At 33.7% G+C, this 26,166-nt stretch carries 23 protein-coding genes and 1 tRNA gene; 13 read left to right on the top strand and 11 right to left on the bottom strand.

The window, feature by feature from the left end; genetic code table 11:
* Nucleotides 1-56 precede the first annotated feature (56 nt).
* Nucleotides 57-1,301 (bottom strand): ABC transporter permease, encoded by a 1,245-nt coding sequence (locus tag BSF42_RS05075; RefSeq protein ID WP_095952021.1) that lies wholly within the window; start codon nt 1,299-1,301, stop codon nt 57-59.
* A 247-nt stretch (nt 1,302-1,548) separates the two neighbouring features.
* On the opposite strand from BSF42_RS05075, the gene hisS reads away from it, so the two are divergent.
* From hisS to BSF42_RS05020, 11 genes are all read left to right on the top strand, one after another.
* Nucleotides 1,549-2,976: a histidine--tRNA ligase gene (gene hisS, locus BSF42_RS05070; RefSeq protein WP_095952020.1), complete on the top strand. Its 1,428-nt coding sequence runs from the start codon at nt 1,549-1,551 to the stop codon at nt 2,974-2,976.
* A 288-nt stretch (nt 2,977-3,264) separates the two neighbouring features.
* Nucleotides 3,265-3,335, top strand: a tRNA-Trp gene (locus BSF42_RS05065).
* Nucleotides 3,336-4,198: 863 nt separating this feature from the next.
* A complete protein-coding gene (locus tag BSF42_RS05060) occupies nt 4,199-4,777 on the top strand; it encodes a nucleotide exchange factor GrpE (protein ID WP_095952019.1) in 579 nt (192 codons plus the stop codon).
* Between the two features lie 77 nt (nt 4,778-4,854).
* Complete coding sequence (gene dnaJ, locus BSF42_RS05055; RefSeq protein ID WP_095952018.1) at nt 4,855-5,964, top strand: molecular chaperone DnaJ; 1,110 nt, start codon at nt 4,855-4,857, stop codon at nt 5,962-5,964.
* A gap of 159 nt (nt 5,965-6,123) precedes the next feature.
* On the top strand, nt 6,124-7,053 hold the full coding sequence (locus tag BSF42_RS05050; RefSeq protein WP_095952017.1) for an ABC transporter ATP-binding protein: 930 nt from the start codon (nt 6,124-6,126) through the stop codon (nt 7,051-7,053).
* Nucleotides 7,054-7,131: 78 nt separating this feature from the next.
* Nucleotides 7,132-8,448, top strand: coding sequence for an ABC transporter permease (locus tag BSF42_RS05045; protein WP_095952016.1), 1,317 nt, complete (start codon nt 7,132-7,134; stop codon nt 8,446-8,448).
* Between the two features lie 204 nt (nt 8,449-8,652).
* Nucleotides 8,653-9,816, top strand: a complete 1,164-nt coding sequence (locus BSF42_RS05040) for a sigma-54 dependent transcriptional regulator (protein ID WP_095952015.1) — start codon at nt 8,653-8,655, stop codon at nt 9,814-9,816.
* Nucleotides 9,817-9,916: 100 nt separating this feature from the next.
* Nucleotides 9,917-10,579 (top strand): DEAD/DEAH box helicase, encoded by a 663-nt coding sequence (locus tag BSF42_RS05035; RefSeq protein ID WP_095952014.1) that lies wholly within the window; start codon nt 9,917-9,919, stop codon nt 10,577-10,579.
* Nucleotides 10,580-10,672: 93 nt separating this feature from the next.
* Nucleotides 10,673-10,891, top strand: a complete 219-nt coding sequence (locus tag BSF42_RS05030; protein ID WP_095952013.1) for a putative signal transducing protein — start codon at nt 10,673-10,675, stop codon at nt 10,889-10,891.
* A 73-nt stretch (nt 10,892-10,964) separates the two neighbouring features.
* A complete protein-coding gene (locus BSF42_RS05025; RefSeq protein ID WP_095952012.1) occupies nt 10,965-11,768 on the top strand; it encodes a Cof-type HAD-IIB family hydrolase in 804 nt (267 codons plus the stop codon).
* Nucleotides 11,769-11,774: 6 nt separating this feature from the next.
* Complete coding sequence (locus BSF42_RS05020; protein ID WP_095952011.1) at nt 11,775-12,305, top strand: GNAT family N-acetyltransferase; 531 nt, start codon at nt 11,775-11,777, stop codon at nt 12,303-12,305.
* Nucleotides 12,306-12,374: 69 nt separating this feature from the next.
* Here the strand turns inward: BSF42_RS05020 and BSF42_RS05015 are convergent, their stop codons facing one another.
* Nucleotides 12,375-12,893 carry a hypothetical protein gene (locus tag BSF42_RS05015; RefSeq protein WP_095952010.1) on the bottom strand — a complete coding sequence of 173 codons (519 nt, stop codon included), beginning with the start codon at nt 12,891-12,893 and terminating at the stop codon, nt 12,375-12,377.
* 484 nt (nt 12,894-13,377) lie between these two features.
* Here BSF42_RS05015 and mtaB point away from each other — a divergent pair, with 484 nt between their 5' ends.
* On the top strand, nt 13,378-14,712 hold the full coding sequence (gene mtaB, locus BSF42_RS05010; protein ID WP_095952009.1) for a tRNA (N(6)-L-threonylcarbamoyladenosine(37)-C(2))-methylthiotransferase MtaB: 1,335 nt from the start codon (nt 13,378-13,380) through the stop codon (nt 14,710-14,712).
* A 99-nt stretch (nt 14,713-14,811) separates the two neighbouring features.
* Here mtaB and BSF42_RS05005 read toward each other — a convergent pair whose 3' ends face one another.
* From BSF42_RS05005 to BSF42_RS04965, 9 genes are all read right to left on the bottom strand, one after another.
* Nucleotides 14,812-15,321, bottom strand: coding sequence for a hypothetical protein (locus BSF42_RS05005; protein WP_095952008.1), 510 nt, complete (start codon nt 15,319-15,321; stop codon nt 14,812-14,814).
* 171 nt (nt 15,322-15,492) lie between these two features.
* Nucleotides 15,493-16,209: a 3-ketoacyl-ACP reductase gene (locus BSF42_RS05000; protein ID WP_095952007.1), complete on the bottom strand. Its 717-nt coding sequence runs from the start codon at nt 16,207-16,209 to the stop codon at nt 15,493-15,495.
* A gap of 113 nt (nt 16,210-16,322) precedes the next feature.
* Entirely contained in the window at nt 16,323-16,910 is a 588-nt protein-coding gene (locus BSF42_RS04995; protein WP_095952006.1) for a phospholipid scramblase-related protein, read from the bottom strand.
* A 51-nt stretch (nt 16,911-16,961) separates the two neighbouring features.
* The gene (locus tag BSF42_RS04990) at nt 16,962-19,124 is read right to left on the bottom strand and encodes a VWA domain-containing protein (RefSeq protein ID WP_095952005.1); all 2,163 of its coding nucleotides are present in this window, start codon (nt 19,122-19,124) and stop codon (nt 16,962-16,964) included.
* Nucleotides 19,125-19,203: 79 nt separating this feature from the next.
* Nucleotides 19,204-20,157, bottom strand: coding sequence for a hypothetical protein (locus BSF42_RS04985; protein ID WP_095952004.1), 954 nt, complete (start codon nt 20,155-20,157; stop codon nt 19,204-19,206).
* A gap of 2 nt (nt 20,158-20,159) precedes the next feature.
* Complete coding sequence (locus BSF42_RS04980; RefSeq protein WP_095952003.1) at nt 20,160-20,660, bottom strand: RNA polymerase sigma factor; 501 nt, start codon at nt 20,658-20,660, stop codon at nt 20,160-20,162.
* Nucleotides 20,661-20,937: 277 nt separating this feature from the next.
* Nucleotides 20,938-21,600 carry a hypothetical protein gene (locus BSF42_RS04975; RefSeq protein WP_095952002.1) on the bottom strand — a complete coding sequence of 221 codons (663 nt, stop codon included), beginning with the start codon at nt 21,598-21,600 and terminating at the stop codon, nt 20,938-20,940.
* A 253-nt stretch (nt 21,601-21,853) separates the two neighbouring features.
* Entirely contained in the window at nt 21,854-24,010 is a 2,157-nt protein-coding gene (locus BSF42_RS04970) for a prolyl oligopeptidase family serine peptidase (protein WP_095952001.1), read from the bottom strand.
* 77 nt (nt 24,011-24,087) lie between these two features.
* The gene (locus BSF42_RS04965) at nt 24,088-24,924 is read right to left on the bottom strand and encodes a hypothetical protein (protein WP_095952000.1); all 837 of its coding nucleotides are present in this window, start codon (nt 24,922-24,924) and stop codon (nt 24,088-24,090) included.
* Between the two features lie 207 nt (nt 24,925-25,131).
* Here BSF42_RS04965 and BSF42_RS04960 point away from each other — a divergent pair, with 207 nt between their 5' ends.
* Nucleotides 25,132-26,010 (top strand): PPK2 family polyphosphate kinase, encoded by an 879-nt coding sequence (locus BSF42_RS04960; protein WP_095952074.1) that lies wholly within the window; start codon nt 25,132-25,134, stop codon nt 26,008-26,010.
* The last annotated feature ends 156 nt before the right edge of the window (nt 26,011-26,166 follow it).

Here is a 26,166-nt window from a genome sequence, read left to right as displayed (position 1 = left end):
TAATTTAGTCAGGCTACTGAACACTAAAAACCTGAACACTGAACACTAAAAAAAAACTATTCATAACGAAGCGCCTCAATAGGATCTAATTTCGATGCTTTAATAGCTGGATATAAACCAGAAACCAGTGCAACGCAAAAACTTGTTGCAAAAGCGGCAAAAATTGCCATCCATGGAATCACAAATGCAAAATTCATTATCGCTGCAAAACCTGATCCTACCAAAATTCCCAGTACAATTCCGACCAAACCGCCAATTTGTCCAATTAGTAAAGTCTCTATAAAAAATTGAAATGCAACCGTAGATCTTTTGGCACCCAAAGCTTTGCGGACACCAATTTCGCGAGTACGCTCTGTAACCGAAACAATCATAATATTCATTAATGCTATTGATGATCCTAAAATGGTAATAACACTAATGATCCAAGCGGCCCATCCTAAATATTGAGTAATTCCAAGAATTCTGTTAATTAAATCGTCGCTTCTGCCAATTCCAAAATTGTTGTCACGAACAGGACTTAATTTACGCACTCTTCGCATTGTACTTGTGGCATTGTCTACAGCTTCATCTAATAGTTCTTTTTTCGAAACCATTACACTCATGGTATAATTAATATTTGGAGCAGTAAATAAAGAACGCGCGACTTGAATTGGAATAAGAACTCGTAAATCCTGACTGTTTCCAAATGTTGATCCTTTTTCTTTTAAAACACCTATAACTTTAAAACGCGCTCCGCGAATTGAAATAACTTTATCAATTGGATTCACATCTTTCAGTAAGCCTTTTTCAAAATCAGAACCAACGATGCAGGAATATGTATTGTTTTCAATATCAAATTGATTGAAAGAGCGTCCCGAAGTTGTTTCTAAACCAGAGTTCGAAATAAAATGTTCGTCGACTCCAACAATTTTAATTTCAGGATCTGTTTTTTTATCAAGATATTTTACTTCAGCGGTTGCAGTTGCGGTAAAAGATAATGAAGTTTCTGTAAAAGGATATTTGTATTTGTTTTTAAAAGCGACAGCTTCAGGATATGAAATAATTGGGTTCACAATTTCACGCTCATTTCCGCCACGATTTTTAACATTGTTTTCGTATTGGTTAATGTTGAAAGTGTTAGAGCCCATCGATGCAAAATTAGTCGAAACCGTATTTTCAAGTGCCGTAACAACTGTTAATATTCCAACCAAAGCTGTAATACCAATAGCGATAATTAAAACGGTAAGAATAGTACGCAGTAATTGTGTTTTGATAGAACCAAAAGCAATTCGGATATTTTCTTTAAATAATTTTAGCATCATGACCAATTTGTCACGAAAATACGTTTTTTGTTACAAGTTTGTTTTCGAACTGCCAATATTTATTTTAAAAAATAAGATATTTGCACACGATTTTAAATTAAGTCGAAAGTTGGAAAGTCATAAAGTCGAAAGTCTAAAAAGCCAACAATCAAAAAAAAACTAAAAATAAATTAATTTTAAAGGTCTTAGATTTTAGGTTTCAAAAAAATCTAAAATCTAAAATCAGAAATCTAAAATAAACAGCAAGATGGCTTCAAAACCAAGCATTCCACAAGGGACAAGAGATTTTTCGCCTGCAGAGGTGTCAAAACGTCAATATATTATTCAGACGATAAAAACTAATTTTGAGAAATTTGGTTTTCAGCCGATAGAAACTCCTTCTTTTGAAAATTCAGATACCTTGATGGGAAAATATGGAGAAGAAGGCGATCGTTTGATTTTTAAAATCCTGAACTCGGGTAATTTTTTCTTCAATAAAAATAAAATTGAATTACCAGAATCTATAGAGGCGCTTCAATCTAATTCTGCCGAAACAATTGATTTGAGTCAAAGAATTGAACTGAACAAGTTTACAGGAAGAATTTCAGAAAAAGCATTGCGTTACGACTTGACAGTTCCATTTGCAAGATATGTGGTACAGCACCAAAACGAAATTGAATTTCCGTTTAAAAGATATCAGATTCAGCCGGTTTGGAGAGCTGACAGACCGCAGAGAGGACGCTATAGAGAATTCTACCAATGTGATGCCGACGTTGTTGGTTCAAAATCACTTTGGCAGGAAGTAGAATTGGTTCAGTTATACGACACGGTTTTTACTTCTTTGGGATTAGAAGGTGTAACGATTAAGATTAATAACAGAAAAATATTATCTGGAATCGCGGAGGTAATCGGCGCTTCAGATAAATTAATAGATTTTACGGTCGCTCTTGATAAATTAGATAAAATTGGAGAAGACGGCGTAAAAAAAGAAATGATTGAAAAAGGAATTGCGGAGGAAGCCTTAGTAAAAGTACAGCCGCTTTTCAGTTTTTCAGGAACTTTCTCAGATAAAATTAAGCAGCTTTCGGAATTATTAGCTTCTTCAGAAGAAGGGATGAAAGGAGTTGAAGAGTTGAAATTTATATGTGACAATGTTGCCGTTTTAGGTTTGGCAACTGCGACTTTAGATTTGGATGTGACTTTGGCACGTGGTTTAAATTATTATACTGGAGCTATTTTTGAAGTAGCAGCGCCAAAAACTGTTTCGATGGGTTCTATCGGCGGCGGCGGAAGATACGACGATTTGACTGGTATTTTTGGTTTGAAAAATATGAGCGGTGTCGGTATTTCTTTCGGTTTGGATAGAATTTATTTGGTTTTGGAAGAACTACAATTGTTTCCAGAAACTGTTGCAGCGACTTCAAAAGCAATCTTTATCAATTATGGAGACAAAGAAGCGTTGTATGCCTCAAAAGCAATTCAACAATTAAGACAAGAAAATATAAAAGTTGAGTTATATCCTGATAATGTAAAAGTTGGGAAACAATTTCAATATGCAGACAAACGATTGATTCCGTTTGCGGTAATTGCTGGTGATCAGGAAATTGAGTCAAATTCTTATGCGCTTAAAAACTTAGTGACAGGAGAACAGATTTCAGTTGATCTTGAAGGATTGAAAAATGCTTTACTGGCATAATTTGATTCTAAAGTTTTCTACAACAGAGTAAAGCAGATTTAATTTGATTTTGTAAAAAGTAAATCTGCTTTAATCTGCCTAAATCTTTTTCAAATCTGCGTGAAATAAAAATTTAGTTCAGAAGAAGGGATTTCTGTAGAAATATTTAAAAATACTTTGATAGGTTAACTATTTGGAGTGTAGGTTTTTGTCGCAGATTGCTCGGATTTAAAGGAATTTCTTTTTAAATCTCTGCTTAAAATAGTTGCCGATAAAGAAAAAAAACTTTTAATTTGCCCACCTTAAGTTACGGGCGTAGTTCAAGGGTAGAATAGCGGTCTCCAAAACCGTTGATGGGGGTTCGAATCCCTCCGCCCGTGCAAAAAAAATATCTTTTACAGCAGGGAACGCAAAGTTTTTTTGTTCTAGATATTAAAAAATAAAGTTCGCAAAGCTATATCAATATAAAGCTTTGCGATTTTTTTTTACCGCAAAGACTTCAAAGTTATAATAATACATAGCTTGTGTTTTTTTACCGCAAAGGGCGCAAAGATTTATATCTGCGAATACTTTTAGAATTATGAAGTTCGCAAAGCCATAGTAATACAAAGCTTTGTGTTTTTTTACCGCAAAGGGCGCAAAGATTTATATCTAAGAATACTTTTAGAATTATAAAGTTCGCAAAGCTATAGCAATACAAAGCTTTGTTTTTTACCGCAAAGGGCGCACAGATATTTATATCTAAGAATACTTTTAGAATTACAAAGTTCGCAAAGCTATAGTAATACAAAGCTTTGTTTTTTTACCGCAAAGGGCGCAAAGTTATTTATATCTAAGAATACTTTTAGAATTACAAAGTTCGCAAAGCTATAGCAATACAAAGCTTTGCGAACTTTATTTTTATAAATCTTAAGTAAAAAAACCTTGCGTTCTTTGCGTTAAAAACAAAAACAAACAAAAAAAAAGCTTCGTCTAAATAAGGCGAAGCTTTTTTTAATATAAGGTAAATTTGAATTAATAATTATTTTGAGGCCGAGGCCAACCCTTAAATTCAATTTTGATAGGTAATGATTTAGTTTTTACGTCTCAAAGATAAAATAAACTATAACGTAATAGTCTTAAAATTATACTAAATTTTAATTGCTGTATTTCGTTTTTTAAAAGTCTCATAATTAATAAAGTGACAATTTGACATTTTATAAGATTTGGCAGTACTTTTGCAATCCAACAGAAAGAAATAAAAATGAAGTTTAAAAATATTTTTAAAAATAAAAGTAATATGACTACGGAAAATACAGAATTCGATCAGGAATTAGACGACGTAACGTTAGAGAACAATGCCAACGGAGAACAGTTAATTGTTGAAGAATTAAGTGTTGAAGAGCAATTGGCTCAAGACTTGGCTAAAGAAAAAGATAAGTTTTTGAGATTATTTGCCGAATTTGAAAATTACAAAAAAAGAACTTCAAAAGAGCGTATCGATTTATTTAAAACCGCAAACCAAGAAGTTTTATTGGCAATGCTTCCAGTTTTAGATGATTTTGATAGAGCGATGGTAGAAATCAATAAATCTGAAGATGAGAATTTAACTAAAGGTGTTGAATTAATTCACGAAAAATTAAAAAGCACTTTAGTAACTAAAGGTTTAGAGCAAGTTGAAGTAAGAGCAGGTGATGCTTTTAATGCTGATTTTGCTGAGGCAATTACCCAAATTCCAGCTCCGTCTGAAAAATTAAAAGGGAAAATTGTTGATGTTATTGAAAAAGGATACAAATTAGGAGACAAAATTATTCGTTTCCCTAAAGTGGTGATCGGAAACTAAAAATAAAAATAGAAGTTTCAAATGCCAATATAAAAATTGGAATTTGGAATTTTTAGATTTGGAATTTAATTCTAATTATGAAAAAAGATTTTTACGAAATACTAGGCATTTCAAAAAATGCCGACGCTGCTGAAATAAAAAAAGCATATAGAAAAAGTGCGCTAAAATACCACCCTGATAAAAACCCAGGCGACAAAGAGGCAGAAGAAAACTTCAAATTGGCGGCAGAAGCTTATGAAGTTTTGAGCGACCCAAATAAAAAAGCGAAATACGATCAATACGGACATCAAGCATTTGATGGTTCAGGCGGATTTGGCGGCGGTCACGGCGGCATGAACATGGATGACATTTTCAGCCAGTTTGGTGATATTTTTGGCGGCGGATTTGGCGGTTTCGGAGGCGGAGGCGGTGGTCCTCGCCGTGCGAAAGGAAGCAATCTTCGAATTAAAGTAAAATTAACTTTAGAAGAAATTGCAAATGGAGTAGAGAAAAAAGTAAAAGTAAAACGTAAAGTTCAGGCAAAAGGCGTAACGTATAAAACTTGTACAACTTGTAACGGTCAAGGTCAGGTAATGCGTGTAACCAATACCATCTTAGGAAGAATGCAATCTGCATCAACTTGTCCTGCTTGTGGTGGTTCTGGACAGATTTTAGATAAAAGACCTTCTGAGGCAGATGCACAAGGAATGGTTCAAGAAGACGAAACGGTATCAATCAAAATTCCTGCGGGAGTTGTTGACGGAATGCAGTTGAAAGTTTCTAACAAAGGTAACGATGCACCAGGAAACAGTATTCCGGGTGATTTAATTGTTGCTATTGAGGAAATTGAGCACGAATTCCTAAAACGTGAAGGTGAAAACGTTCACTACGATTTATATATTAGTTTCCCAGAAGCTGTTTTAGGATCTTCAAAAGATATTGAAGCTATCAACGGAAAAGTTCGTATTAAACTTGAAGAAGGAATTCAATCTGGAAAAATCTTAAGATTAAAAGGAAAAGGAATCCCAAGTTTAAATGGGTACGGAAATGGAGATTTATTAGTTCACGTAAATGTTTGGACTCCTAAAACTTTAAATAAAGAACAAAAACAATTCTTTGAAAATGCTCTAAACGACGAACATTTTGTTCCAAGTCCAGAGAAATCAGAGAAATCATTTTTCGAAAAAGTAAAAGATATGTTTTCATAATTGAAACTTTTTCTAAAATGATATACTATCAAAAACCCATTCTAGTGCAAATTAGAATGGGTTTTTTGCTTAATATAATGCAAGTTCGCTTCGAATTATTTACTTTTACAGTCGCTGAGCCATAATAGGTAAAGTGACGCAGAAAATCTAAAAAACAGCATGAGTAACTTACTTGAAGTACATAAAGTCGTAAAACAATATGGCGATTATGTAGCGCTTAACGAGGTTTCATTAAATGTACCAAAAGGCAGCATATACGGACTTTTAGGTCCAAATGGAGCTGGAAAAACTTCCCTTATTAGAATCATCAATCAAATTACTATGCCAGACAGCGGTGAAGTTATTTTGGATGGAGAAAGACTACAGCCCAAACATGTGCAGACAATTGGCTATCTTCCAGAAGAAAGAGGTTTGTATAGTTCGATGAAAGTAGGAGAGCAGTGTTTGTATCTGGCACAGATGAAAGGGCTTTCTAAAGCCGAAGCCAAAAAACAATTGGATTATTGGTTTGATCGTTTAGGAATTCAAGGCTGGTGGAACAAGAAAATTCAAGAGCTTTCTAAAGGAATGGCGCAGAAAATTCAGTTTGTAGTTTGTGTTTTGCATAAGCCAAAATTATTAATTTTTGATGAGCCTTTTTCTGGTTTTGATCCTGTAAATGCAAATGTGATTAAAGATGAAATTTTGGCTTTAAAAGAGCAAGGTTCTACTATTATTTTCTCTACACATAGAATGGAAAGCGTTGAAGAACTCTGCGATCATATTGCTTTAATTCACAAATCAAATAAACTGATTGAAGGAAAAGTGAGTGATGTAAAACGCCAGTTTAAAACCAATAGTTTTGAAGTTGGAATCCTAACCAGTAATGTAGAAGGTTTGATGTATGACATTACACAAAAATTCACCGTTTCGCCAGCTAGTTTTAAATCTTTAAATGACGATTTAAAATTAAACATTCAAATTGGAGATGCTGCGCCAAACGAGTTATTGAATATTTTGACACAACGCGGACAGGTAACGCATTTTGTAGAAAAAATTCCAAGTGTAAACGATATTTTTATTCAAACTGTTACTGAGAATAAATTTTAAAATTCCAAAAAATAAATTCCAAATTCCAATTTTACAGCGTTTTAAATTGGAATTTGGAATTTGAAAATTAAAATATTTATGAGCATCATTTCGTTGATTATAAAAAGAGAATTTATTGCAAAAGTCCGCAATAAGTCCTTTGTTGTTATGACTTTTTTGAGTCCGCTTTTATTTGTGGCGATAGCTGTATTTATTGGCTATTTGAGTTCCATGAAAGCCGAAACAAAACGTATTGCCATTCACGACGAAACTGGACTTTTTGCTGCCGATTTTTTAAAGGAAAATAAAAAAGGAGCCGAATTTAAATACATTAATTTATCTGAAATTGATGTAAAAGCTTTAAAAGACAGCATTACAAAAGAAAATTTCAGCGGATTAATTGTAATCCCAAAAACAAATAACGCGAAAGATTTAGAAAGTAAAATCGAATTTATTTCGAATAACAGTCCCAGTATTTCTTTTGTAGAAAGCACACAGGATATCATCGGAACAAAAATTACAAAACTAAATCTGGAAGAAGCAAATTTAGATACTCTTGCTATCCAAAAAGCGCAGTCAAAAGTAAATATTCATTTGGTTAAAGCATCTGGAGAAGAGAGTTTAAAAGGTTTGAACGAGATAAAAATCGGAATTGGCGGTGCTTTTGGTTATTTGATTATGATGTTTATTATCATTTACGGAAATATGGTAATGCGAAGTGTAATCGAAGAAAAAACAAACCGTATTATCGAAATCATTATATCATCGGTAAAACCATTTCAATTAATGATTGGAAAAATTGTGGGAACATCGCTTGCAGGAATTTTACAATTTATGATTTGGGCGATTATTGGTTTGGGATTAATGTTTGCGGCGTCGGCATTTTTTGGTGTCAACATTGGGCCAACTGCCAGAATTTCACCAGAATTAATGCAGTCGGCACAACATGAATTTGCAGGATCAGCGCAAATGTATATTGCTGAATTATGGAATCTTCCAATTGCAAGTATTATAATCGGCTTTGTAGTGTATTTTATAGGAGGTTATTTTTTATACAGTTCATTTTATGCAGCAATTGGAGCGGCGGTTGACAATCAAACCGATTCGCAGCAATTTTTACTGCCCATTATAATGCCTCTAATTTTAAGTGTTTACATCGGATTTTTCACCGTAGTAAATGATCCTCACGGAACAGTTGCGGTTGTGTTTTCGATGATTCCGTTAACGTCGCCAATTGTAATGTTAATGCGTATTCCGTTTGGCGTGCCGTGGTGGCAAATCGCAATTTCGGTATCATTATTGTTTGCTACCTTTTTCTTCGTTGTTTGGTTCGCTGCAAAAATTTACCGCGTAGGTATTTTAATGTATGGTAAAAAACCAACATGGAAGGAATTGTATAGATGGCTGAAGTATTAGTTTATATAGTTACAAAGGTTCAGAGGGGCAAAGGAACAGAGGTTTCTTGGGCATACTAGCTTTTGTGATTGAGAAAAAAAATATCTTAGGAATTTTACAAAAAAGAGCATAAATTAATAAAATAATGTAGTTTCAAAAGTATAAGGTGACAAAGATTTTAACCTTTGTACCTCTGATACTTTGAACCTCTGAACCTCAAAAAAAATGAGTAAAATACTAATTGTCGAAGACGAAGCAGCAATCAGAAGAGTTTTGGTAAAAATTTTATCAGAAGAAAATGATTCGTATCAGGTTGATGAAGCTGAGGATGGTGTGGCAGGTCTTGAAAAAATAAAAAACAACGATTACGATTTGGTTTTGTGTGATATCAAAATGCCAAAAATGGACGGTGTTGAGGTTTTAGAAGAAGTAAAAAAGATAAAACCAGAGATTCCGATGGTAATGATTTCGGGTCACGGCGATATGGAAACGGCTATTCATACGATGCGTTTAGGAGCTTTTGATTATATCTCAAAACCGCCGGATTTAAATCGTTTATTGAATACCGTTCGTAATGCTTTGGATAAAAAACAATTAGTTGTTGAGAATAAAATCCTAAAGAAAAAAGTCAGTAAAAATTACGAAATGATAGGCGAGAGCGAATCAATTAATCATATAAAATTGATGATTGATAAAGTGGCTCAAACCGAAGCCAGAGTCTTAATTACTGGTCCAAACGGAACTGGAAAAGAATTGGTAGCGCATCAATTACATGAAAAAAGCGAACGTGCTAATTTCCCTTTGATTGAAGTAAACTGTGCCGCTATTCCGAGCGAGTTGATCGAGAGTGAATTATTCGGACACGTAAAAGGTGCTTTTACATCGGCTGTTAAAGATCGTGCTGGGAAATTTGAAGCAGCAGATAAAGGAACTATTTTTCTGGATGAAATTGGAGATATGAGTCTTTCGGCGCAAGCTAAAGTTTTACGCGCGCTTCAGGAAAGTATGATTACGAGAGTTGGTGCCGATAAAGATATTAAAGTTGATGTTCGTGTAGTCGCAGCAACAAACAAAGATTTAAAAACAGAAATTGCAGAAGGACGTTTCCGTGAAGATTTGTACCACCGTCTGGCTGTTATTTTGATAAAAGTACCGCCGTTGAATGAAAGACGTGATGATATTCCGGCTTTGATTAGACATTTTGCAGAAAAAATTGCTTCTGAGCAAGGAAATGTTGTAAAGGTGTTTTCGGCACAAGCCGTAAAATTGTTACAAGAATACGATTGGACAGGAAATATTCGCGAACTTCGAAATGTTGTCGAAAGATTAATCATTTTGGGAGGAAACGAAATCTCTGAAACTGATGTTAAATTGTTCGCAAGCAAGTAGGTGCTTTGCGCAGCAGGCTTTAAGCAATAGGCTTTAGGCTTTTTAAATAATACAAATTTTTGCTTAAGGCTTATAGCCTAAAGCTTAAAGCATAAAAAAAATGAAACTAAAAAAAATAAACGAGAAATTACAAGACGGATTAATAGAGAATGGTTTGACAGAAGCTAATGCGCTGCAACTCGAAACGTTTTCGACCATAAAAAGTGGTGCCGATTGTATCATTATTTCTCCAACAGGAAGCGGAAAAACAACTACGATTGTTTTGAATGTGATTCAGCAATTGGCTGGAAAAACGGAGGAATCACCACGTGCTTTAATTATTGTAGAAGACAAAGCGAAGGTTTTGGAAATGGTATCGCTTTTTGAAAAATATGGAAAATACACCAATTTAGAAGTTTATGGTGTAAATGAAAAGGGCGACATGGATTATGATAAAAATTATATTTCAACAGGAATCGATGTTTTAATTGGTACGCCCGTAAAGCTAAACGATATGTTTAGTACAGCAGGCTACAATGTTAACCGATTAAAAATGCTGATTCTTGACGATGCAGATCCTATTTTGAAATTGCGTAACGAAACAAAAATTATGCGTATTTCGGGTAGTATTGCAAAAACACAGCGTTTGATTTTTGCTGAAGCTTTGACAGAACGTATTGAAATTTTGGCTGACAAAATGTTAGTCGAACCTTTTTTGTTTGGTATGGATGAAGAAGGAGAAGAGCTTGACGAAGAGGAAGACGATATTCAAGAAGAAGAATAAGTAATCAGTCCCGGTTTTCAGTTACAGTGTTCTGAAAATCGGGATTTTTGATTCTTAGATAAAATTAATATTAGAATAAAAATAAAGAGTATCATGGGATTAATGAAGGTGTTTTCGGGTAGTGAAGTATTAGCAATTGCTTTGCAGGAAAGATTAGAACAAGCGGGTGTCGAAACCGTGAAAAAAGATAATATTCAGTCGGCTCGTTTAGGAGGCTTTGGACAATCTGACTTGGCTGTTGAGGTTTTCATTCAGGAAACTGATTTCGCAAAAGCAAATCCAGTTATTGAAGATTTTAGAATGAGTATTTAAAAAAGTTCTCAGTCGCAGTTTTCAGTTTACGTTAGAAACTGAAAACTGCAACTGAGACTGAAAACTAAAAAACATGCAATACAAAATGTTGGTGCTTGACATGGATGATACCTTGTTGACAGACGATCATAAAATTTCAGATTTAAACAAAAAAGTAATTTTAGAAGCGCAGGCTAAGGGCGTTTATGTAGTCTTGGCTTCGGGCAGGCCTACAATCGCAATGTTGTCTTATGCTAAAGAATTAGAATTAGATAGTAACGATTCTTATATCATTTCATTTAACGGTGCTATTATCAGCAGGGCAAAAGATGATTTAGTTTTTTTTGAACAAAAGCTTACCGTAGAACAAATTCATGAGTTATACGATTACAGTGTTAAAATGAAGACGGATATTATCACTTATTTAGATAATGAAATTATAAGCGAAACCGATTCTGAATACATTGAAGTAGAAAAGGAAATTACAGGAATGGTGCATCGTAAGGTTGCTAATTTCAAAGAGTATGTAGACAGACCAGCGGTAAAATGTATTTTATTACAAGATCCTGCTTACTTAAAAACTGTTGAAAATGATTTAATTGAAGCCATGCCCCATTTGAGTGTTTCTATGTCGAAACCTTTTTTCTTAGAAGCAGCGCAGCAAGGGATTGATAAAGCAGCGAGTTTAAAACTCTTGGCAGATAAGTTAGGAATTCATCAAAGTGAAATTATTGCCGTAGGAAACGCTGGAAATGACTTAACAATGATTGAATACGCCGGTCTTGGAGTCTGGGTCGATAATGTAACGCCAGAATTGCGAGATAAAGCCGATTTAATTGTCGCTTCAAATAATAATGATGGTGTTGCCGAAGTGGTAATGCGATATATTTTAAATTAAATAAAGATGAAAAATCCAATTGAAACAGAACGTTTGATTTTACGAGAGCTTGCACTTTCTGATGCAGAAGGAATGTTCGAATTGGATTCGAATCCGAATGTGCATTTGTTTTTAGGAAATAATCCAGTAAAACATATTGAGGAAAGTATCGATATGATTCAGAATATTCAGAAACAATACAAAGATTTTGGAATAGGGCGCTGGGCTGTTGTTCTCAAAGAAACCAATGAATTTATTGGATGGTCAGGAATAAAGTATATTACTAACGAAATCAATAATCATAAAAACTTTTACGAATTAGGATACCGTTTTATTGAAAAACATTGGGGAAAAGGATATGCGTCTGAATCAGGAAAAGCTTTTGTTGATTATGCTTTTAAGGATATGAAAGTGGAAGCGCTTTATGCGTATGCCGATGCAGGAAACGAAAATTCTAGAAAGATTTTAGAAAAATTAGGTTTCCATTTTGTTAATTCTTTCGAATATGAAGGAGAAATTGAAGTTTGGTACGAACTCAAAAATCCAAACTCAAACTAAGAAATGCATTCCAAATCTTTACATACTTAAAAGTCAGTAAAGATTTGGAAACAATTCAGAGTTATACTATTATTTTTTAGCTACAGAAACAAAATATTTATTTCCATCACCCATAGTTAATTTTACACGTTCGTCGCAAAGATCGATGGCAAAATTAGCACTTTCGTAGCAGCTGCAAGTTGTGTTTTTGTCTTTAGACATTTCTGTTTTACAGTTGTTGTTTTTAAAAGTACTCAATTGTGGTGTATATAAACTAACTAAGTCAGTAGAAGCAGTTACTAATGAGATAATACTTGCTGAATTATTATTAGTAATTCTATACACAATTCTATCAGTATAATTTACTTCGTTAACCGTTACTTTACGAATATAAGTGTAAGCTGTAGATCCTTCACCTGGTTCTTTAACTTCAAACTTAAACCCAACTGCACGAATAGCAACATCAAATTGCTGTTGTGAATTTAAGCTCGCCCAAGTCGTTAATGTACTAATAGAAGGAAATGGATTTGCGGCTGGGGCATTAGTTTGCGCTTGCGAACTAAAAATGGTTAAGAACATCAAGCAGATTGTGGGTAAAAATGCTTTCATAAAGTGGTATTTGTTATTATATTTTGCCTACTCTCTTTGGTTTTCGGCTTTCCCATTTCATTTTGTAACACAAAACAACAACATAACGAGTAAAATTCAAAATTGTTATGCCCGAATTATTATTAAATTAATTAAAGCTTCTTAAAATTCTTAATTATGGATTATTTTAAGACGGAATTATAACAAAAGTAAATGTAAGAAATTTTCAATTTAAACCAATAAAAAATGTATTTAATCGATAAAAAGTGCATTTGATCGATTATTTTGTCATTTTATTCTTATTAGAACCTTAAAAAAGGTCTGTTTTCATGACTTTGTTTTTCAAAAAGAAAAATTACCAAAATATGTTTTGAATGTTTCTAAATTAACATTCCATGCAAATTATTGATTCGAAGTAAATTAATCCCTTTCTTTTGATGAATATTGTTTGTAAATTTGCAACCTTAAATTTTTTGACAACGATTTCATTAATTTAAGACAGATTATGGAAAATAGAAAGAAAGTTGCCTTTTATACGCTGGGTTGTAAACTGAATTTTTCAGAGACTTCTACAATTGCCAGAAATTTTAATGACGAAGGTTTTGACCGCGTCGATTTTGAAGAAATAGCAGATATTTATGTTATTAATACTTGCTCTGTAACAGAAAATGCAGATAAACAGTTTAAGCAGGTAGTTAAAAAAGCGATGAAGCTGAATGAAAAAGCTTTTGTTGCTGCTGTTGGTTGTTATGCACAATTAAAACCAGAAGAATTAGCAGCAGTAGACGGCGTTGATTTGGTTTTGGGAGCAACAGAAAAATTCAAAATCACCGATTATATCCATGATTTGAGTAAAAACGATATGGGTGAAGTTCACTCATGCGAAATTGCCGAGGCTGATTTCTATGTTGGAAGTTATTCTATTGGTGATCGTACTAGAGCATTTTTAAAAGTGCAGGACGGCTGCGATTATAAATGTACGTATTGTACAATTCCATTGGCGAGAGGAATTTCGAGAAGTGATGCCTTAGAAAATGTACTTAAAAATGCCAAAGAAATTTCGGCTCAAAATATCCGTGAAATTGTTTTAACGGGGGTAAATATTGGTGATTACGGAAAAGGGGAGTTTGGAAATAAAAAACACGAACATACTTTTCTAGATTTAGTTAAGGCTTTAGACGAAGTAGAAGGTATTGAGCGTTTAAGAATTTCGTCAATCGAACCAAATTTGCTAAAAAATGAAACAATTGAATTCGTTTCTAAAAGCCGAACTTTTGTACCGCATTTCCATATTCCGTTGCAATCGGGAAGCAACGATATTTTAAAATTGATGAAACGTCGTTACTTACGTGAAGTGTATATTGATCGTGTCAATAAAATTCGCGAAGTAATGCCTCACGCTTGTATTGGTGTCGATGTAATTGTTGGTTTCCCTGGAGAAACGGATGAACACTTTTTAGAAACCTATCATTTCTTAAATGATTTGGATATTTCATATCTGCACGTATTTACGTATTCAGAAAGAGATAATACAGAAGCAGCCGACATGGAAGCCGTTGTTCCCTCAAATGTAAGAGCAAAACGCAGTAAAATGCTTCGCGGTTTATCGGTTAAAAAACGCCGTGCTTTTTACGAAAGCCAATTGGGGACAAACAGAACTGTTCTTTTTGAAAGTGAAAACAAAGAAGGATATATTCACGGATTTACAGAAAATTACGTAAAAGTAAAAACACCTTGGAATCCTGAATTGGTGAATACATTACAAGAAATCAACTTAACAAAAATTGACGAAGACGGAAGTGTTCGTTTGGAGTTTTTGAATAAGTTGGCGGAAGCTTAAAAAAAATATACGCAAAGTACTGTCATTTCGACCGAAGGGAGAAATGACAAAAAGCAACAAAGCCCTTTTTTGCAGAGGGCTTTGTTGCTTTAAAATATTTTACTTCTGTTCCTCTGCAACAATCAATTTCAAAGAATTAATATAATCTGTATCAAACTCAATAACACGAATTTTTTCTGGATTAAAACTCAGTTCTCCTCCAAACTGACCTTTGGTATCTAAAAAATTAATTGTCAATTCTTCCTCATTCAATTCTATTAATTTTCCTAAATAAGCAGATTTAGATGATTTTTTGGCAATCTGAAAAACGCCATATTTCTTGGAAATGTAATTGATAATTGAAGCTAAATCTTTAATCGGGATAATATCGTCAGAATTAATTTTTAGTCCTTTCATACGAATTACCTTTTCTGTAAAAGCCAGATCATGGTCTCGGTTTACTGCTTCAATATTTTTGTTTCTCAAAATAACAAAACCGTCCAAGATAAAATCTACTGGATTATTTCGAAGTAAAATCCATTCATCAGAATAATCAATTAAAAATCCGCTGAAGATTTCTTTCTTATCCTGAAATTCTATTTCGACTAATTGTCTTAAATATTGTTCCATCATATTTATTTTAAATTCCAAATTTTTTAAATTCCAAATTCCAACTATAAAAAGTACTTGGTATTTTGAAATTGTGATTTGTAAATTATTTTAAATTCCAATATCTGAAATTCCAAATGCCGCTTGTTTTAAGTTGGGATTTGGAATTTGATTTTTTGGAGTTTCAATTTGTTAAGGATTAGTAGACCAGATACTGCTGTTTTTAATAAATACTCTTCGGTTTAATTTTAACTGCGCAATAATCAAATCTGCCATATCTTCAGACTGCATTACTTTTTCTGGATTTCCGTCAGTCAGGTTTAAGTCTTTTGCCATATCAGTCGCCACAGTACTTGGTGTTAAAGCCGTAACACGAATATTGTGTTTTCTCATTTCCTGCATTAAAGAATCGGTTAAACCTAAAACAGCAAATTTTGAAGCGCTGTAAGCACTTGTCAATGCGTTTCCATTTAAACCTGCAGTTGAAGAAATATTAATAATATCGCCGGTTTGTCTTTCGATCATGTTTGGAATAACGGCGCGCGTTGTGTAATATGTTCCCATTAAATTCACCTGAATAATTCTTTCCCAAGCTTCTGGCTCCAATTCTAAGAATTTTCCAAAAGAAGCAATTCCGGCACTGTTGATTAAGATATCAATACTTTTAAATTCTGCTATAGCTTTTTCTACAGCCGTATTTATAGAATGAATATCAGAAACGTCAGCAGACAAAGCCAAAGTTTTTACGCCAAGTTTTGCAGTTTCTTCTGCCAATTGATCAATATCACTTTTGGTTCTAGAAACTAAAATTAGGTTTACGCCTTCTTTTGCCAAAGCAATTGCTACAGCTTTTCCAATTCCTTTTCCAGCACCTGTAATAAGTGCATTTTTATTTTTTAAGTCGGTCATGATTGTATTTTTAGAAATGCAGAAAGCATCATTTTAAGTACTACAAAAATAAGCTTTTGCAAACTAAAATGATGCTTTAAAATATATTCTTAATCTAAGTTTAACAACTTTTATTATTCCTTCAAAACCATATCGATACACATTACAGCTCCTAAGATTAATTGTCTCAACGGACTGTCGGCTGCAACATTTTCTTCAATTTGAAGCACATAATTATCGGCGCTTGTGAAAAATTCTTTTCCTAGTCCCGCCCATTTTTTACTTACTTGAGCCAATTGTCTGTTTTCGTGTGAGAATTTAAAATCCCAGCCAGTCCATTTTCCTTGTAAAGTTGCAACGGGTCTTTCATTTTTGTCTAGAATATCAAATTTTCCTCCAATAGAAAAGAATTTTTGTTTGAAAGTTCCAATCAGACGATCTTTTTCATCTAATACTTCAACTGTCGATCTGAATATGGCAACGCCTCTTCTTACGGTAATTAGCTTTTCGCCAGAAGCAGTTGTGATTTCAATATTAAACGGAGTTGCTCTTTTGTAATCTGTAAAACGAAGTATTTTAGTGAAAAAACCAAGATTGTTTTCTCGGCAATTCATAATTATCTGATTCGTTTCTGGATTGTATATGTCATAATTATTTGCGGCTTTAAACATTCCAACATGTTCTTTTACTAAAAATAGATTTTGGCTTAAAATAGGGTTCATACGAGTATAAAAATTAATGTTTTAAAAAAGCCAAATGTAATACAATATCTATTAATTATACTGTTTCGCTCCTTCAACAAGACGAATAAATTCGGCTTTATACCCTTCGCTGTCGTTTGAATTTCCTTGTTTTGCCAATTTCACAATCTCTTCAGAAGATTTGTCAGCAATCAGTTTTGAATCTCTTAGTTTTAATCCGAACCAAGCTACGGCAGCACTAAATTTCATGTCATCACTCGCTTTCTCCATAGCAGCCGATTTGTTCTCAATTACCTGAACCATTTCGATACTTTTTTCGCCGTCAGGTTTTTTGTAACGGAATTTTATCGTTGCCAATTCATTACTGTAATTCGTTGAACTGGTTTCTGTTTTGGTATATTTTAAATCATCAGGCTGTCCGTCTAAATAATTACTTTTTACACCTGCAGGAATAATTTCATATAAAGCCGTAACGGTATGATTGCTTCCCAATTCTCCTGCATCAATGGCATCGTTTTTAAAATCTTCTGGACGCAATTTTCTGTTTTCATAACCAATCAAACGATACGATTGAACTTGTTTTGGATTGAATTCAATCTGAATTTTTACATCTTTCGCGATAGCAAACATAGAACCTTTAAATTCTTTTCCTAAAAAACGATTTGCTTCTTGAATATTATCGATATACGCATAATTTCCGTTTCCTTTATCGGCAAGAATTTCCATTTTACTGTCTTTGTAATTTCCCATTCCGTAACCAAGGCAAGTCAGGAAAACGCCTGTTTTTCTTTTTTCTTCAATAAGTTTTTCCATGTCAGAGTTAGAAGTGCTTCCTACGTTAAAATCGCCGTCAGTTGCTAGAATGACACGATTGTTGCCGCCTTTAATAAAATTTTCTGCTGCAGTTTTATAAGCCAATTCAATTCCTGCTCCGCCTGCTGTACTGCCGCCAGATTGTAATTTATCCAAAGCATCAATAATTGTTTTTTTCTCATCGCCGGAAGTTGGAGGTAAAACCATTCCTGCAGCGCCTGCATACACTACAATTGCCACTTTGTCTTTTGATCTTAATTCGTTTACCAATATTTTTAAAGATTGTTTTAATAAAGGCAGTTTGTTTATATCGCTCATAGAACCTGAAACATCAATTAAGAAAACAAGATTCGAAGCTGGTAAATCATTTGTTGGAATGTTTTTTCCCTGTAAACCAATTTTCAAAATTTTATTATTGGCGTTCCAAGGCGAATCACTCACCTCTGTATTAATAGAAAACGGATTCTGATCTTTCGGCTGTGGATAAGTATATTTGAAAAAGTTCACCATTTCTTCTACACGCACTGCGTCTTTTGGAACCTGCTGTCCGTTATTTAAAAAACGTCTGATGTTGGTATAAGAAGCATTATCAACATCAATAGAAAATGTAGAAAGCGGTGCTGTTTTTGGACTTTCAAAAGCGTTTTCAACAAAAGTATCGTAATCTTCCTGAGTTGGTTCAGCAGGAATTGGCGTAATGATATTTAATTTTTTGTCTAATTCTTTTTCCGAAAGATTTTTATAAAGTTCATTTTTTGTTGAAATAACCACAACACCATTTGAAGCTTTACTTCCATAAACCGAAGTTGCTGCAATATCTTTTAAAACAGAAACATTATCAATGTCGTTTGGGTTAATTTTAGCTATTTGATTTGATTTTGCAGGAACTCCGTCAACAATATAAAGTGGTTCGTTTTTTGGAGAAACAGATGCCGTTCCGCGTATTACAACACTCGGACTTGGCATATATAATGCGTTGCTTTGAACTTGAACTCCTGCCACTTTTCCTTGGAGAGCCTGCGACTTATCTCTTTTTTCTTTTTTTCTTTCGGCACGTGCGTAACTGCGGTCTTCATACTCTGAATTACTTGTGCCATAACCAACTACAACAACTTCATTTAAGGTCTGATTATCTAGAAGAAGCTTAATGTTCATAATACTAGAATTTTGAACCTTTTGGCTTTGGTTTTTGTATCCAAGGTAGGTAAAAACCAACATATCTCCTGTTTTGGCCTTAATGCTATATTGGCCATCAAAATTGGTTGCAGTATTTATTTTAGAAGTTTGATTGATGACGGTTACGCCGGGAAGAGGCTGTTTGTTTTCATCTGAGACGATTCCTGTAATAATTCTTTCTTGCGCTGCGCTTACGAAACATATAAGCATAGCAATGGCTGATGAAATAAGTTTTAGACTTTTCATGATAATAAGTTTTTAGATTAATGTTCGGATGTTTTTCTGTGTCAAGGTTTTAAACTTTGACACAGATTTTTTTGTCTGGCTATTTTTTTAAAGCCGGTTTTCCTGTTTTAGTAGTAATAATGACAACGCCTTTTTTTCCTCTTTCGCCATATTTAGAAGTGGCTTCAAGATCTTGTAAAATCGTTATGGTTTTAATGTCTTGTTTGTCTAACGGTGCATAAGGACTTGTTGGATTATTGCCGAATAAATCATTTTCAGAATAATAAATACCGTCGATAATGTATAATGGTTCATCTAGAACTACGAGTGAATCAACATTTTCTGGATTTAGATTCGGAAGTTCGTTCTGCATCATTTTATCTTTTTTCGCTTCGTCGCTGTGTGCCATAGCGTTTCCGTTAAGAATTACTAAAGGCGCACTTTTCTTAGCTCTTTGGGCACTTTTATCTGCAAAGGCGACTTTAGCAGATTCTCTTTCCTGACTTCTTAAATAAAGCGATTCTGAAGAAAGTTCTTTTTTTGAAATAATTTTATCATCTTCTTCAATTGATTCTTCCGTTACGGGCGCAGCAACTACAACAGCTTCTGCTGCAATTCTTGGCGCAGGCGCAGCTTGGACTAACTCTGTATTTGGTGCAATAGATTCCTGAATGGCAACGCGCTCTTTACTTTTAGTTTGATTTTCTAAAATTTTAACCCCTTCTTCATTTGAAACAATTCCAGTAGAAGTATTTTTTTCATCTAAAACTGGTTTTGGAGAATTCTCTTTTTCAGTTTCCTGAATAACCATCTTTGGAGTTTCAGTTACGGTATTTTTATCGGTATGTAAAAACTGAGAACCTAAAGAAATCAGTAAAAGGAGAGAAGCAGCAATGGCAATTTTTTTCCATAAAGCAATTGTTTTTTTATCTTCTTTTTTGTCTAATTTGTCTTCTACACGCGACCAGACTTTTTCTATTCCGGGAAAGTCCTTAAACTCGGCATTTTGCGAAGCTTGTTTTATTTTATCGAATAATTTATCTTGATTGTCCATGACTATTTTGCTTTTTGATAATACAGTTTATTAACCAGTTCTTTCAATTTGGTCTTTGCGGCATTCAATTGTGATTTTGAGGTGCCTTCGGAGATCTTCAGCATTTCGGCTATTTCTTTGTGTCCGAAACCTTCAATAACAAAAAGGTTAAAGACTGTTTTACAGCCGTCTGGGATGTGGTTTAATAAATTGAGTAAATCTTCTTCTTCCAATGTTGTCAATTCTTCTGTTGAAGGCTGAGCAATCAGCTTAACATCGTCAAGGTACATATTGAAGTTTGTTTCTTTTCGAATCCTCGCCAAACAATGGTTTACAGTAATTCTTCTAGCCCATGCTTCAAAAGCATACGCTTCTTTTAATTGATCCAGTTTGGTAAAAATGGTGAAGAAAGAATCGGCCAGCGCTTCTTCAATTTCTTCTTCCTTTTTTAAATATCGTTTACAGAGGCGGTACAATCTGGGCGCCATGTATTCGTACACCTCGCGCTGGGCATCGCGGTGCATTTTTTTACAGTTTGCTATTTGAGTCTCGTTTATCACAATTGTTGTCTTTCTTATATAGAGAGATAAAAAGATAAAAAGGTTGGGAGAGGTATGAAAAAAATATTAAAATATTTTTTTTAGGTTCAAAGTTACAAAGCTACAAAGGTTCAAAGTTTTTACTGTAGAGACGCACTGCAGTGCGTCTAACGTCAGAGAATCGATGATGTTTTTTTTTATATATACTTTAGTAAACGTACCGCAGTGCGTCTTTCGTGATATGTTGACAGTTTGCAGTTTTTTATTCTCCCAAACAAATATCATTATAAAATTCCACAATTTCTTTAATGTCTTCGAAAACCCATTTGTCGCCTTTTAATTTTTTAACGATGAAATCACAGTCGGAGAAAAATTTGGAAGTGTTTTTTCTCCACGCGTTTATAACACCGCAGTTTAAACAAGTTGGGTATTTATCTTTTGGCTTTTTGATATAATAGAATGTAGAAGGTTCGCTTACATTAGAATTTGATAATTGTTGTTGAGCCTGCGATCCTAATTGTGTTTTTAAAGTTGGGCTTAAGGTATTATCAGGGCGATCATCGTACGGATTATAAATCATGTCTGTAAGACTAAAATCGGATCCTATTTTTTTATATAAAGTCGCTTCACCTTGGGTAATTATTTCAACCAATTTTGGTTTGTCTAAAGAGTTTAACTTTACATATTCGAAAGTTCTAGTAACGCCAAAATCAAGGAATGTAATTTTTTTAACAAATTCCTCGTCCCAAGTATCTGGTTTATCCTCGGGAGTAACCTTAAATTTTATTTTATTGAATTTTAAAGAAGCAAAACCTTCAATAGAATCTCCGTCTTTAAAATGAATTATGGCTTCTCGTGTTTGAGAATAGCTTTTAAGGCTTACAAAAAACAGAATAATTGTAATGGTTTTGTAGAGTTTTTTCATTCGTGATTTTTGATTTCATGAAAATTTTTATGTAGAGACGCACTGCAGTGCGTCTAACACCACAGAATCTGCAATGTTTGGTATTGACATTCTTTGTGTAGACGCACTACAGTGCGTCTCTACGATTATGGTAATCGAAATACTTTGTGCTTCTCTGCGTTTATTCTTTGTGAATCTTTGCGGTAAAATTATTAGACAGAGATTCACAAAGAATTATACAAAGTAAAAGGTGAATTTAATTTATGCTAATTGATTATTCCGCAATTTGAAATTTTGAATTTCCAACCTGCCACAACGCAAAAGCAAACATATCAGCACTATCATTATAAGTTACGTCTAGATCATTAGAAAAATGTCCGTTTGCGTAATTTACATGCAATAAGATTGGTCTTTCTGAACTATTGTAATTTTGTAAAATTGCTGCAAACTTACCTGGAATCCAAGAATCTACTCTTGCATCGTTGATTCCAGTATGAACTAATACAGCAGGATATTTTTCTCCTTTTTTAACCTTGCTTTGCGCATCCATTTCTAGAAGATATTTAGTGTCTGTTTCATTTTTTAAAGTGCCAATTTCCGGTATTTGATTTGGACCATTCGGAGTAATTTCACTTCGTATAATATTGGTGTCGCCAACCTCAATAAGTGCCACTCTAAAAAGATCAGGGCGTTCTGTAATTGCTCTTCCAATTAATACACCTCCCATACTGGCGCCATTTCCAATAAGTTTAGCAGCTGAAGTATATTTTTCTTTTATCAAATATTCAGAACAAGCGATAAAATCTTTCCAAGTATTTGGTTTAGTTGCTTTTTGACCTCCTTTATGCCAATTTGCTCCTTTTTCCCCGCCGCCTCTAACGTGTGCAAAAGCAATCACAGTGTTTTGCTCCAGCAATGCCATAAAATCATCGCCAATATAATACGGCGTTCTGCTTGATCCGTATGCACCATAACCGCTAATATAACAAGGAGCAGAACCGTCCATTTTAATATTTTTAGGATAAATAATAGATAAAGGAACCATAACGCCGTCATGACTTGGTACTTCAATTTCTTTTACAACATATTGTTTTGAAAAGTCGGGATAATTTCCGCTGGAAATAAATTGTTTTGACTTTTCTAAGCGGCCAGAACCACCATCAAAATAATAAGTCGTAGAAGGCGTGATCCAGCCATTGTTGAAAAACAGTAAATTATCATTTTCACGAGAGTTTAAAGCATAACCTCCATTTGAACCTTTTGGAAGAGCTATTGTTTTACTTTCTAATGTTTTTGGGTTAATCTGATATTTGTCCTGAACGATTCCGTCACTTAAAGTATAATAAATGAAATTTTTAGTTTTCTGAATTCTGCGCAATATTTTATTGCCTTCCGGAATTACAATTTTAGCATTGTTGATAGTAGGATTTTTAATATCCGTTAATCCTATTTTATAATTTGGTGCATTTTTGTGTGAAAGAAAAAAGAATTGATCTCCAATTATTTGATAGCTTGTAATTTCGTCTTCATATTTAATAAGCGGTTTCCAATTTATTTTAGGATTGCTAAGTTCTGAGTAAGGAGCATAAAAAGCCAATATTTCGCTTTTTGTAGATCCGATTTCTAAAATTATGTATGTATAATTGTCAGAGAAAGTGATGTCAGGAAACTGCTCCGACAGAAGGTTTAAATTTGGATTATTCTCTTTTGAAGCCAGAATTTTATCTGTTTCAGGATTGCTGCCAATAGTGTGAAGCAAAGATTTCATGTTTTTTAGAAAATTATCACTTTTACTATCATTAGTACTCATTTTTGTATAAGTAATCCCTTTACTGTCTGGGGTAAATGTGAAACTAAATTCGCTCCATACCGGCGTTAAATTATCCTCGAGAAAAGTTTTAGACTCAAGATCCATAATTCGCAGATCACAAACTTCTGCACCGTCTTGAGATAAGGTAACCGCTAATTTTTTCTGATCCGGGCTTATTGTAAAATTGGTAATCGTTGCATCTTTTTTATAAGTATTAGGATCTAAGATTAAAACTTCGGTTCCATTTAAGCCTTTACGAATGAAGAGTTTATCAATACTTTCTTCTTTTTTCTTTTTGGTGTAGTAATAATTCTCTCCGTATTGCTGCACATAACTATAAGTATCTCCTCCTAAAGTCTGCATTTCTTTCATTCTATTGAAAAGAGCATCACGGCCAGAGATTTTTTTAATAACAGAATTGGTATAATCGCCTTGATCTTTAAACCATTTTTGCACTTCTGGGTTTTTCATGTCTTCTATCCAGCGGTAAGAATCTGTGATTTTTGTTCCAAAATAATCATCTACAACTGGATGTTCAGGTGTTGAAGGATATTGAAATTGTGCGTGTGATATTTGACTTGTAATAAAAACTAAAAGAGCGAAAGTGGTTTTTCTGATCATTATTTTTTTATGGTTTATAATTATTACTTATGATATTCTGATATAGACAAAGACTGTCTAAATAAAAAAATGCTGCATTATTTTACAGGAATCGTCAATTTATAAATCTTAGTTTCTAAAAGATCCGTGTCATTATCTTCACAAAGTAAAAACTCGATTTTATTGTTTTCTTTTTTATAGAAAGTCAAACCTTCAAATTTATTGGTTGCCGTTATTTTTTGGGTAAAATCGATTTTCATGGTTTTAAGATCAATTCTGCCAATGAAACTTCCTAAGATTTCGCCGTCGTCATAAGTTGATTTAGTGTCTTCTGCGGTTGAAAGGAAATAGATTTTATCATCGACTAAAACGGCATCGGTAAAACTCGAACGAACGCCATTTATTTTTGGAAGTTTGTAATTGACAGCAATCAACGCAAATTCATCTTCAAGACTTTTTGCATGAATGGTAAAAATGGTGTTTTTGTTTGAAATTCCGTTGCCTCGATTGAATAAATACCAGTTTTCGCCATCGAAAATGGCACCTTCCAAATTGAAATCTTCGGGTTTTATTTCCCCAAAACTTTGCATTAAACCGTATATATCTACCAAATTGTTTTTCTTTAAAACGGTTTTGGACTTCAAATCGAATTCGATCATTTTGTTTCGGTTTTCGGTAGAACCGGAACCAAAAACATAAAGCGTGTCGTTATGATGTGTTAATGATTCGAAATCGGGTTTTAAATTTTTTGGGATATTTTGTGTCGGATTTTCAATTAAAGCGTGTTGATTTAATTGCTGGTTCTGCATATTGTACTCGTACAAGAATCCGCTGTTGTCGCCAATGATGTAAAGTGCATCGTTATTATAAAATAATCCTGATGCCGAGCCGATTCCGATGATTTGAAATAGTATTTCTAATGTGAATTTTTCCATGAATTGTTGTTTTGAAAATAACTGCCTAGCCCTGATAGCAATGAAAATACTTTGAAAAGAAATTGAATTTTTTCTTGACAGAACAAAGCGACCAGCGGAAGCTCTTGTTATGGCTTAGAAAAAAGCAATTTATTGAAAAGTATTGCAATGAATAGCAGGAATATGCTTCGTAAAATTAGTATATTTATGAGACAAAAAATTAAAAATATGAAATCAATAGACCCGAAAGATTTTAAAGTTGTAGATAAAATAAAATTAAAGACGCTTCCGACTTTATTAAATGTTGATGCAGATGATGATGAAAAAGAAGAAAAACTAGATAAGGTTCAGTCAAAATTGAGTGATTTGCAGGATATCATGTATGCGCATAATAAATATTCGGTTTTAATCTGCCTGCAAGGAATGGATACTTCTGGAAAAGATAGTTTGATTCGAGAAGTTTTTAAAGAATTTAATCCACGCGGGGTTGTGGTTCATAGTTTTAAGACACCAAATTCGACTGAATTGGAACACGATTATTTATGGCGTCATTATATTGCTTTGCCCGAAAAAGGAAAATTTGCGATTTTTAATAGAACACATTATGAGAATGTTTTGGTGACAAGAGTGCATCCTGAGTATATTTTGGCAGAGAATCTACCAGATATTAAGTCGGTTGACGATATCAAGCCAAAATTTTGGAATAACAGAATTGAACAAATCAATAATTTCGAAAAACATATTGCTGAAAACGGAACGATTGTAATGAAGTTTTTTCTGCATTTAAGCAAAGACGAACAGAAATCTCGATTATTACGCCGTTTAGAAGAAGGAAAGCACAATTGGAAATTTTCGCCGGGAGATCTTAAGGAACGCGAACATTGGGATGAATATCAGGAATATTATGAAGAAGCAATAAATCAGACTTCTAAAGAGCATGCGCCTTGGTACGTGGTTCCTGCAGATGATAAAGATATGGCGCGTTATATTGTAGCTAAAATTATCTGGGAAGAAATGAAACAATATACTGATATTCAGGTTCCTGACTTAGCTAAGGAAATTAAAGACAATTTTGAAATGTATAAGAAAACATTGGAAAAGAGTTAGAATTGCATAATTTGAGAATATGTCAATTAGATAATTTTTATAGACGAAGCAACCCGATAGGTTTTAAAATCTGTCGGGTTGCTTTTTACTATAACTGGAAAATTTTAGAAATAAAAAACCCGACAGACTATGCGAGCTGTCGGGTTTTTACCAAAA

Source organism: Flavobacterium sp. ACN6 (genome assembly GCF_002304005.1).
GTDB lineage: Bacteria > Bacteroidota > Bacteroidia > Flavobacteriales > Flavobacteriaceae > Flavobacterium.
Note: the sequence above shows the minus strand (reverse complement) of the source record. Positions and strands in the feature narration are given on the sequence as shown.

Coding starts and splice junctions, on each gene's coding strand:
- BSF42_RS05000 (WP_095952007.1), bottom strand. CDS start 16,209: ATGACCGACTTAAAAAATAAAAATGCACTTATTACAGGTGCTGGAAAA.
- BSF42_RS05060 (WP_095952019.1), top strand. CDS start 4,199: ATGAAGTTTAAAAATATTTTTAAAAATAAAAGTAATATGACTACGGAA.
- BSF42_RS05045 (WP_095952016.1), top strand. CDS start 7,132: ATGAGCATCATTTCGTTGATTATAAAAAGAGAATTTATTGCAAAAGTC.
- BSF42_RS04970 (WP_095952001.1), bottom strand. CDS start 24,010: ATGATCAGAAAAACCACTTTCGCTCTTTTAGTTTTTATTACAAGTCAA.
- BSF42_RS04990 (WP_095952005.1), bottom strand. CDS start 19,124: ATGAAAAGTCTAAAACTTATTTCATCAGCCATTGCTATGCTTATATGT.
- dnaJ (WP_095952018.1), top strand. CDS start 4,855: ATGAAAAAAGATTTTTACGAAATACTAGGCATTTCAAAAAATGCCGAC.
- BSF42_RS05020 (WP_095952011.1), top strand. CDS start 11,775: ATGAAAAATCCAATTGAAACAGAACGTTTGATTTTACGAGAGCTTGCA.
- BSF42_RS04980 (WP_095952003.1), bottom strand. CDS start 20,660: ATGCACCGCGATGCCCAGCGCGAGGTGTACGAATACATGGCGCCCAGA.
- hisS (WP_095952020.1), top strand. CDS start 1,549: ATGGCTTCAAAACCAAGCATTCCACAAGGGACAAGAGATTTTTCGCCT.
- BSF42_RS05035 (WP_095952014.1), top strand. CDS start 9,917: ATGAAACTAAAAAAAATAAACGAGAAATTACAAGACGGATTAATAGAG.
- BSF42_RS05075 (WP_095952021.1), bottom strand. CDS start 1,301: ATGATGCTAAAATTATTTAAAGAAAATATCCGAATTGCTTTTGGTTCT.
- BSF42_RS05025 (WP_095952012.1), top strand. CDS start 10,965: ATGCAATACAAAATGTTGGTGCTTGACATGGATGATACCTTGTTGACA.
- BSF42_RS04965 (WP_095952000.1), bottom strand. CDS start 24,924: ATGGAAAAATTCACATTAGAAATACTATTTCAAATCATCGGAATCGGC.
- BSF42_RS04960 (WP_095952074.1), top strand. CDS start 25,132: ATGAAATCAATAGACCCGAAAGATTTTAAAGTTGTAGATAAAATAAAA.
- BSF42_RS04975 (WP_095952002.1), bottom strand. CDS start 21,600: ATGAAAAAACTCTACAAAACCATTACAATTATTCTGTTTTTTGTAAGC.
- BSF42_RS05040 (WP_095952015.1), top strand. CDS start 8,653: ATGAGTAAAATACTAATTGTCGAAGACGAAGCAGCAATCAGAAGAGTT.
- BSF42_RS05015 (WP_095952010.1), bottom strand. CDS start 12,893: ATGAAAGCATTTTTACCCACAATCTGCTTGATGTTCTTAACCATTTTT.
- BSF42_RS04985 (WP_095952004.1), bottom strand. CDS start 20,157: ATGGACAATCAAGATAAATTATTCGATAAAATAAAACAAGCTTCGCAA.
- BSF42_RS05050 (WP_095952017.1), top strand. CDS start 6,124: ATGAGTAACTTACTTGAAGTACATAAAGTCGTAAAACAATATGGCGAT.
- BSF42_RS05005 (WP_095952008.1), bottom strand. CDS start 15,321: ATGGAACAATATTTAAGACAATTAGTCGAAATAGAATTTCAGGATAAG.
- BSF42_RS04995 (WP_095952006.1), bottom strand. CDS start 16,910: ATGAACCCTATTTTAAGCCAAAATCTATTTTTAGTAAAAGAACATGTT.
- mtaB (WP_095952009.1), top strand. CDS start 13,378: ATGGAAAATAGAAAGAAAGTTGCCTTTTATACGCTGGGTTGTAAACTG.
- BSF42_RS05030 (WP_095952013.1), top strand. CDS start 10,673: ATGGGATTAATGAAGGTGTTTTCGGGTAGTGAAGTATTAGCAATTGCT.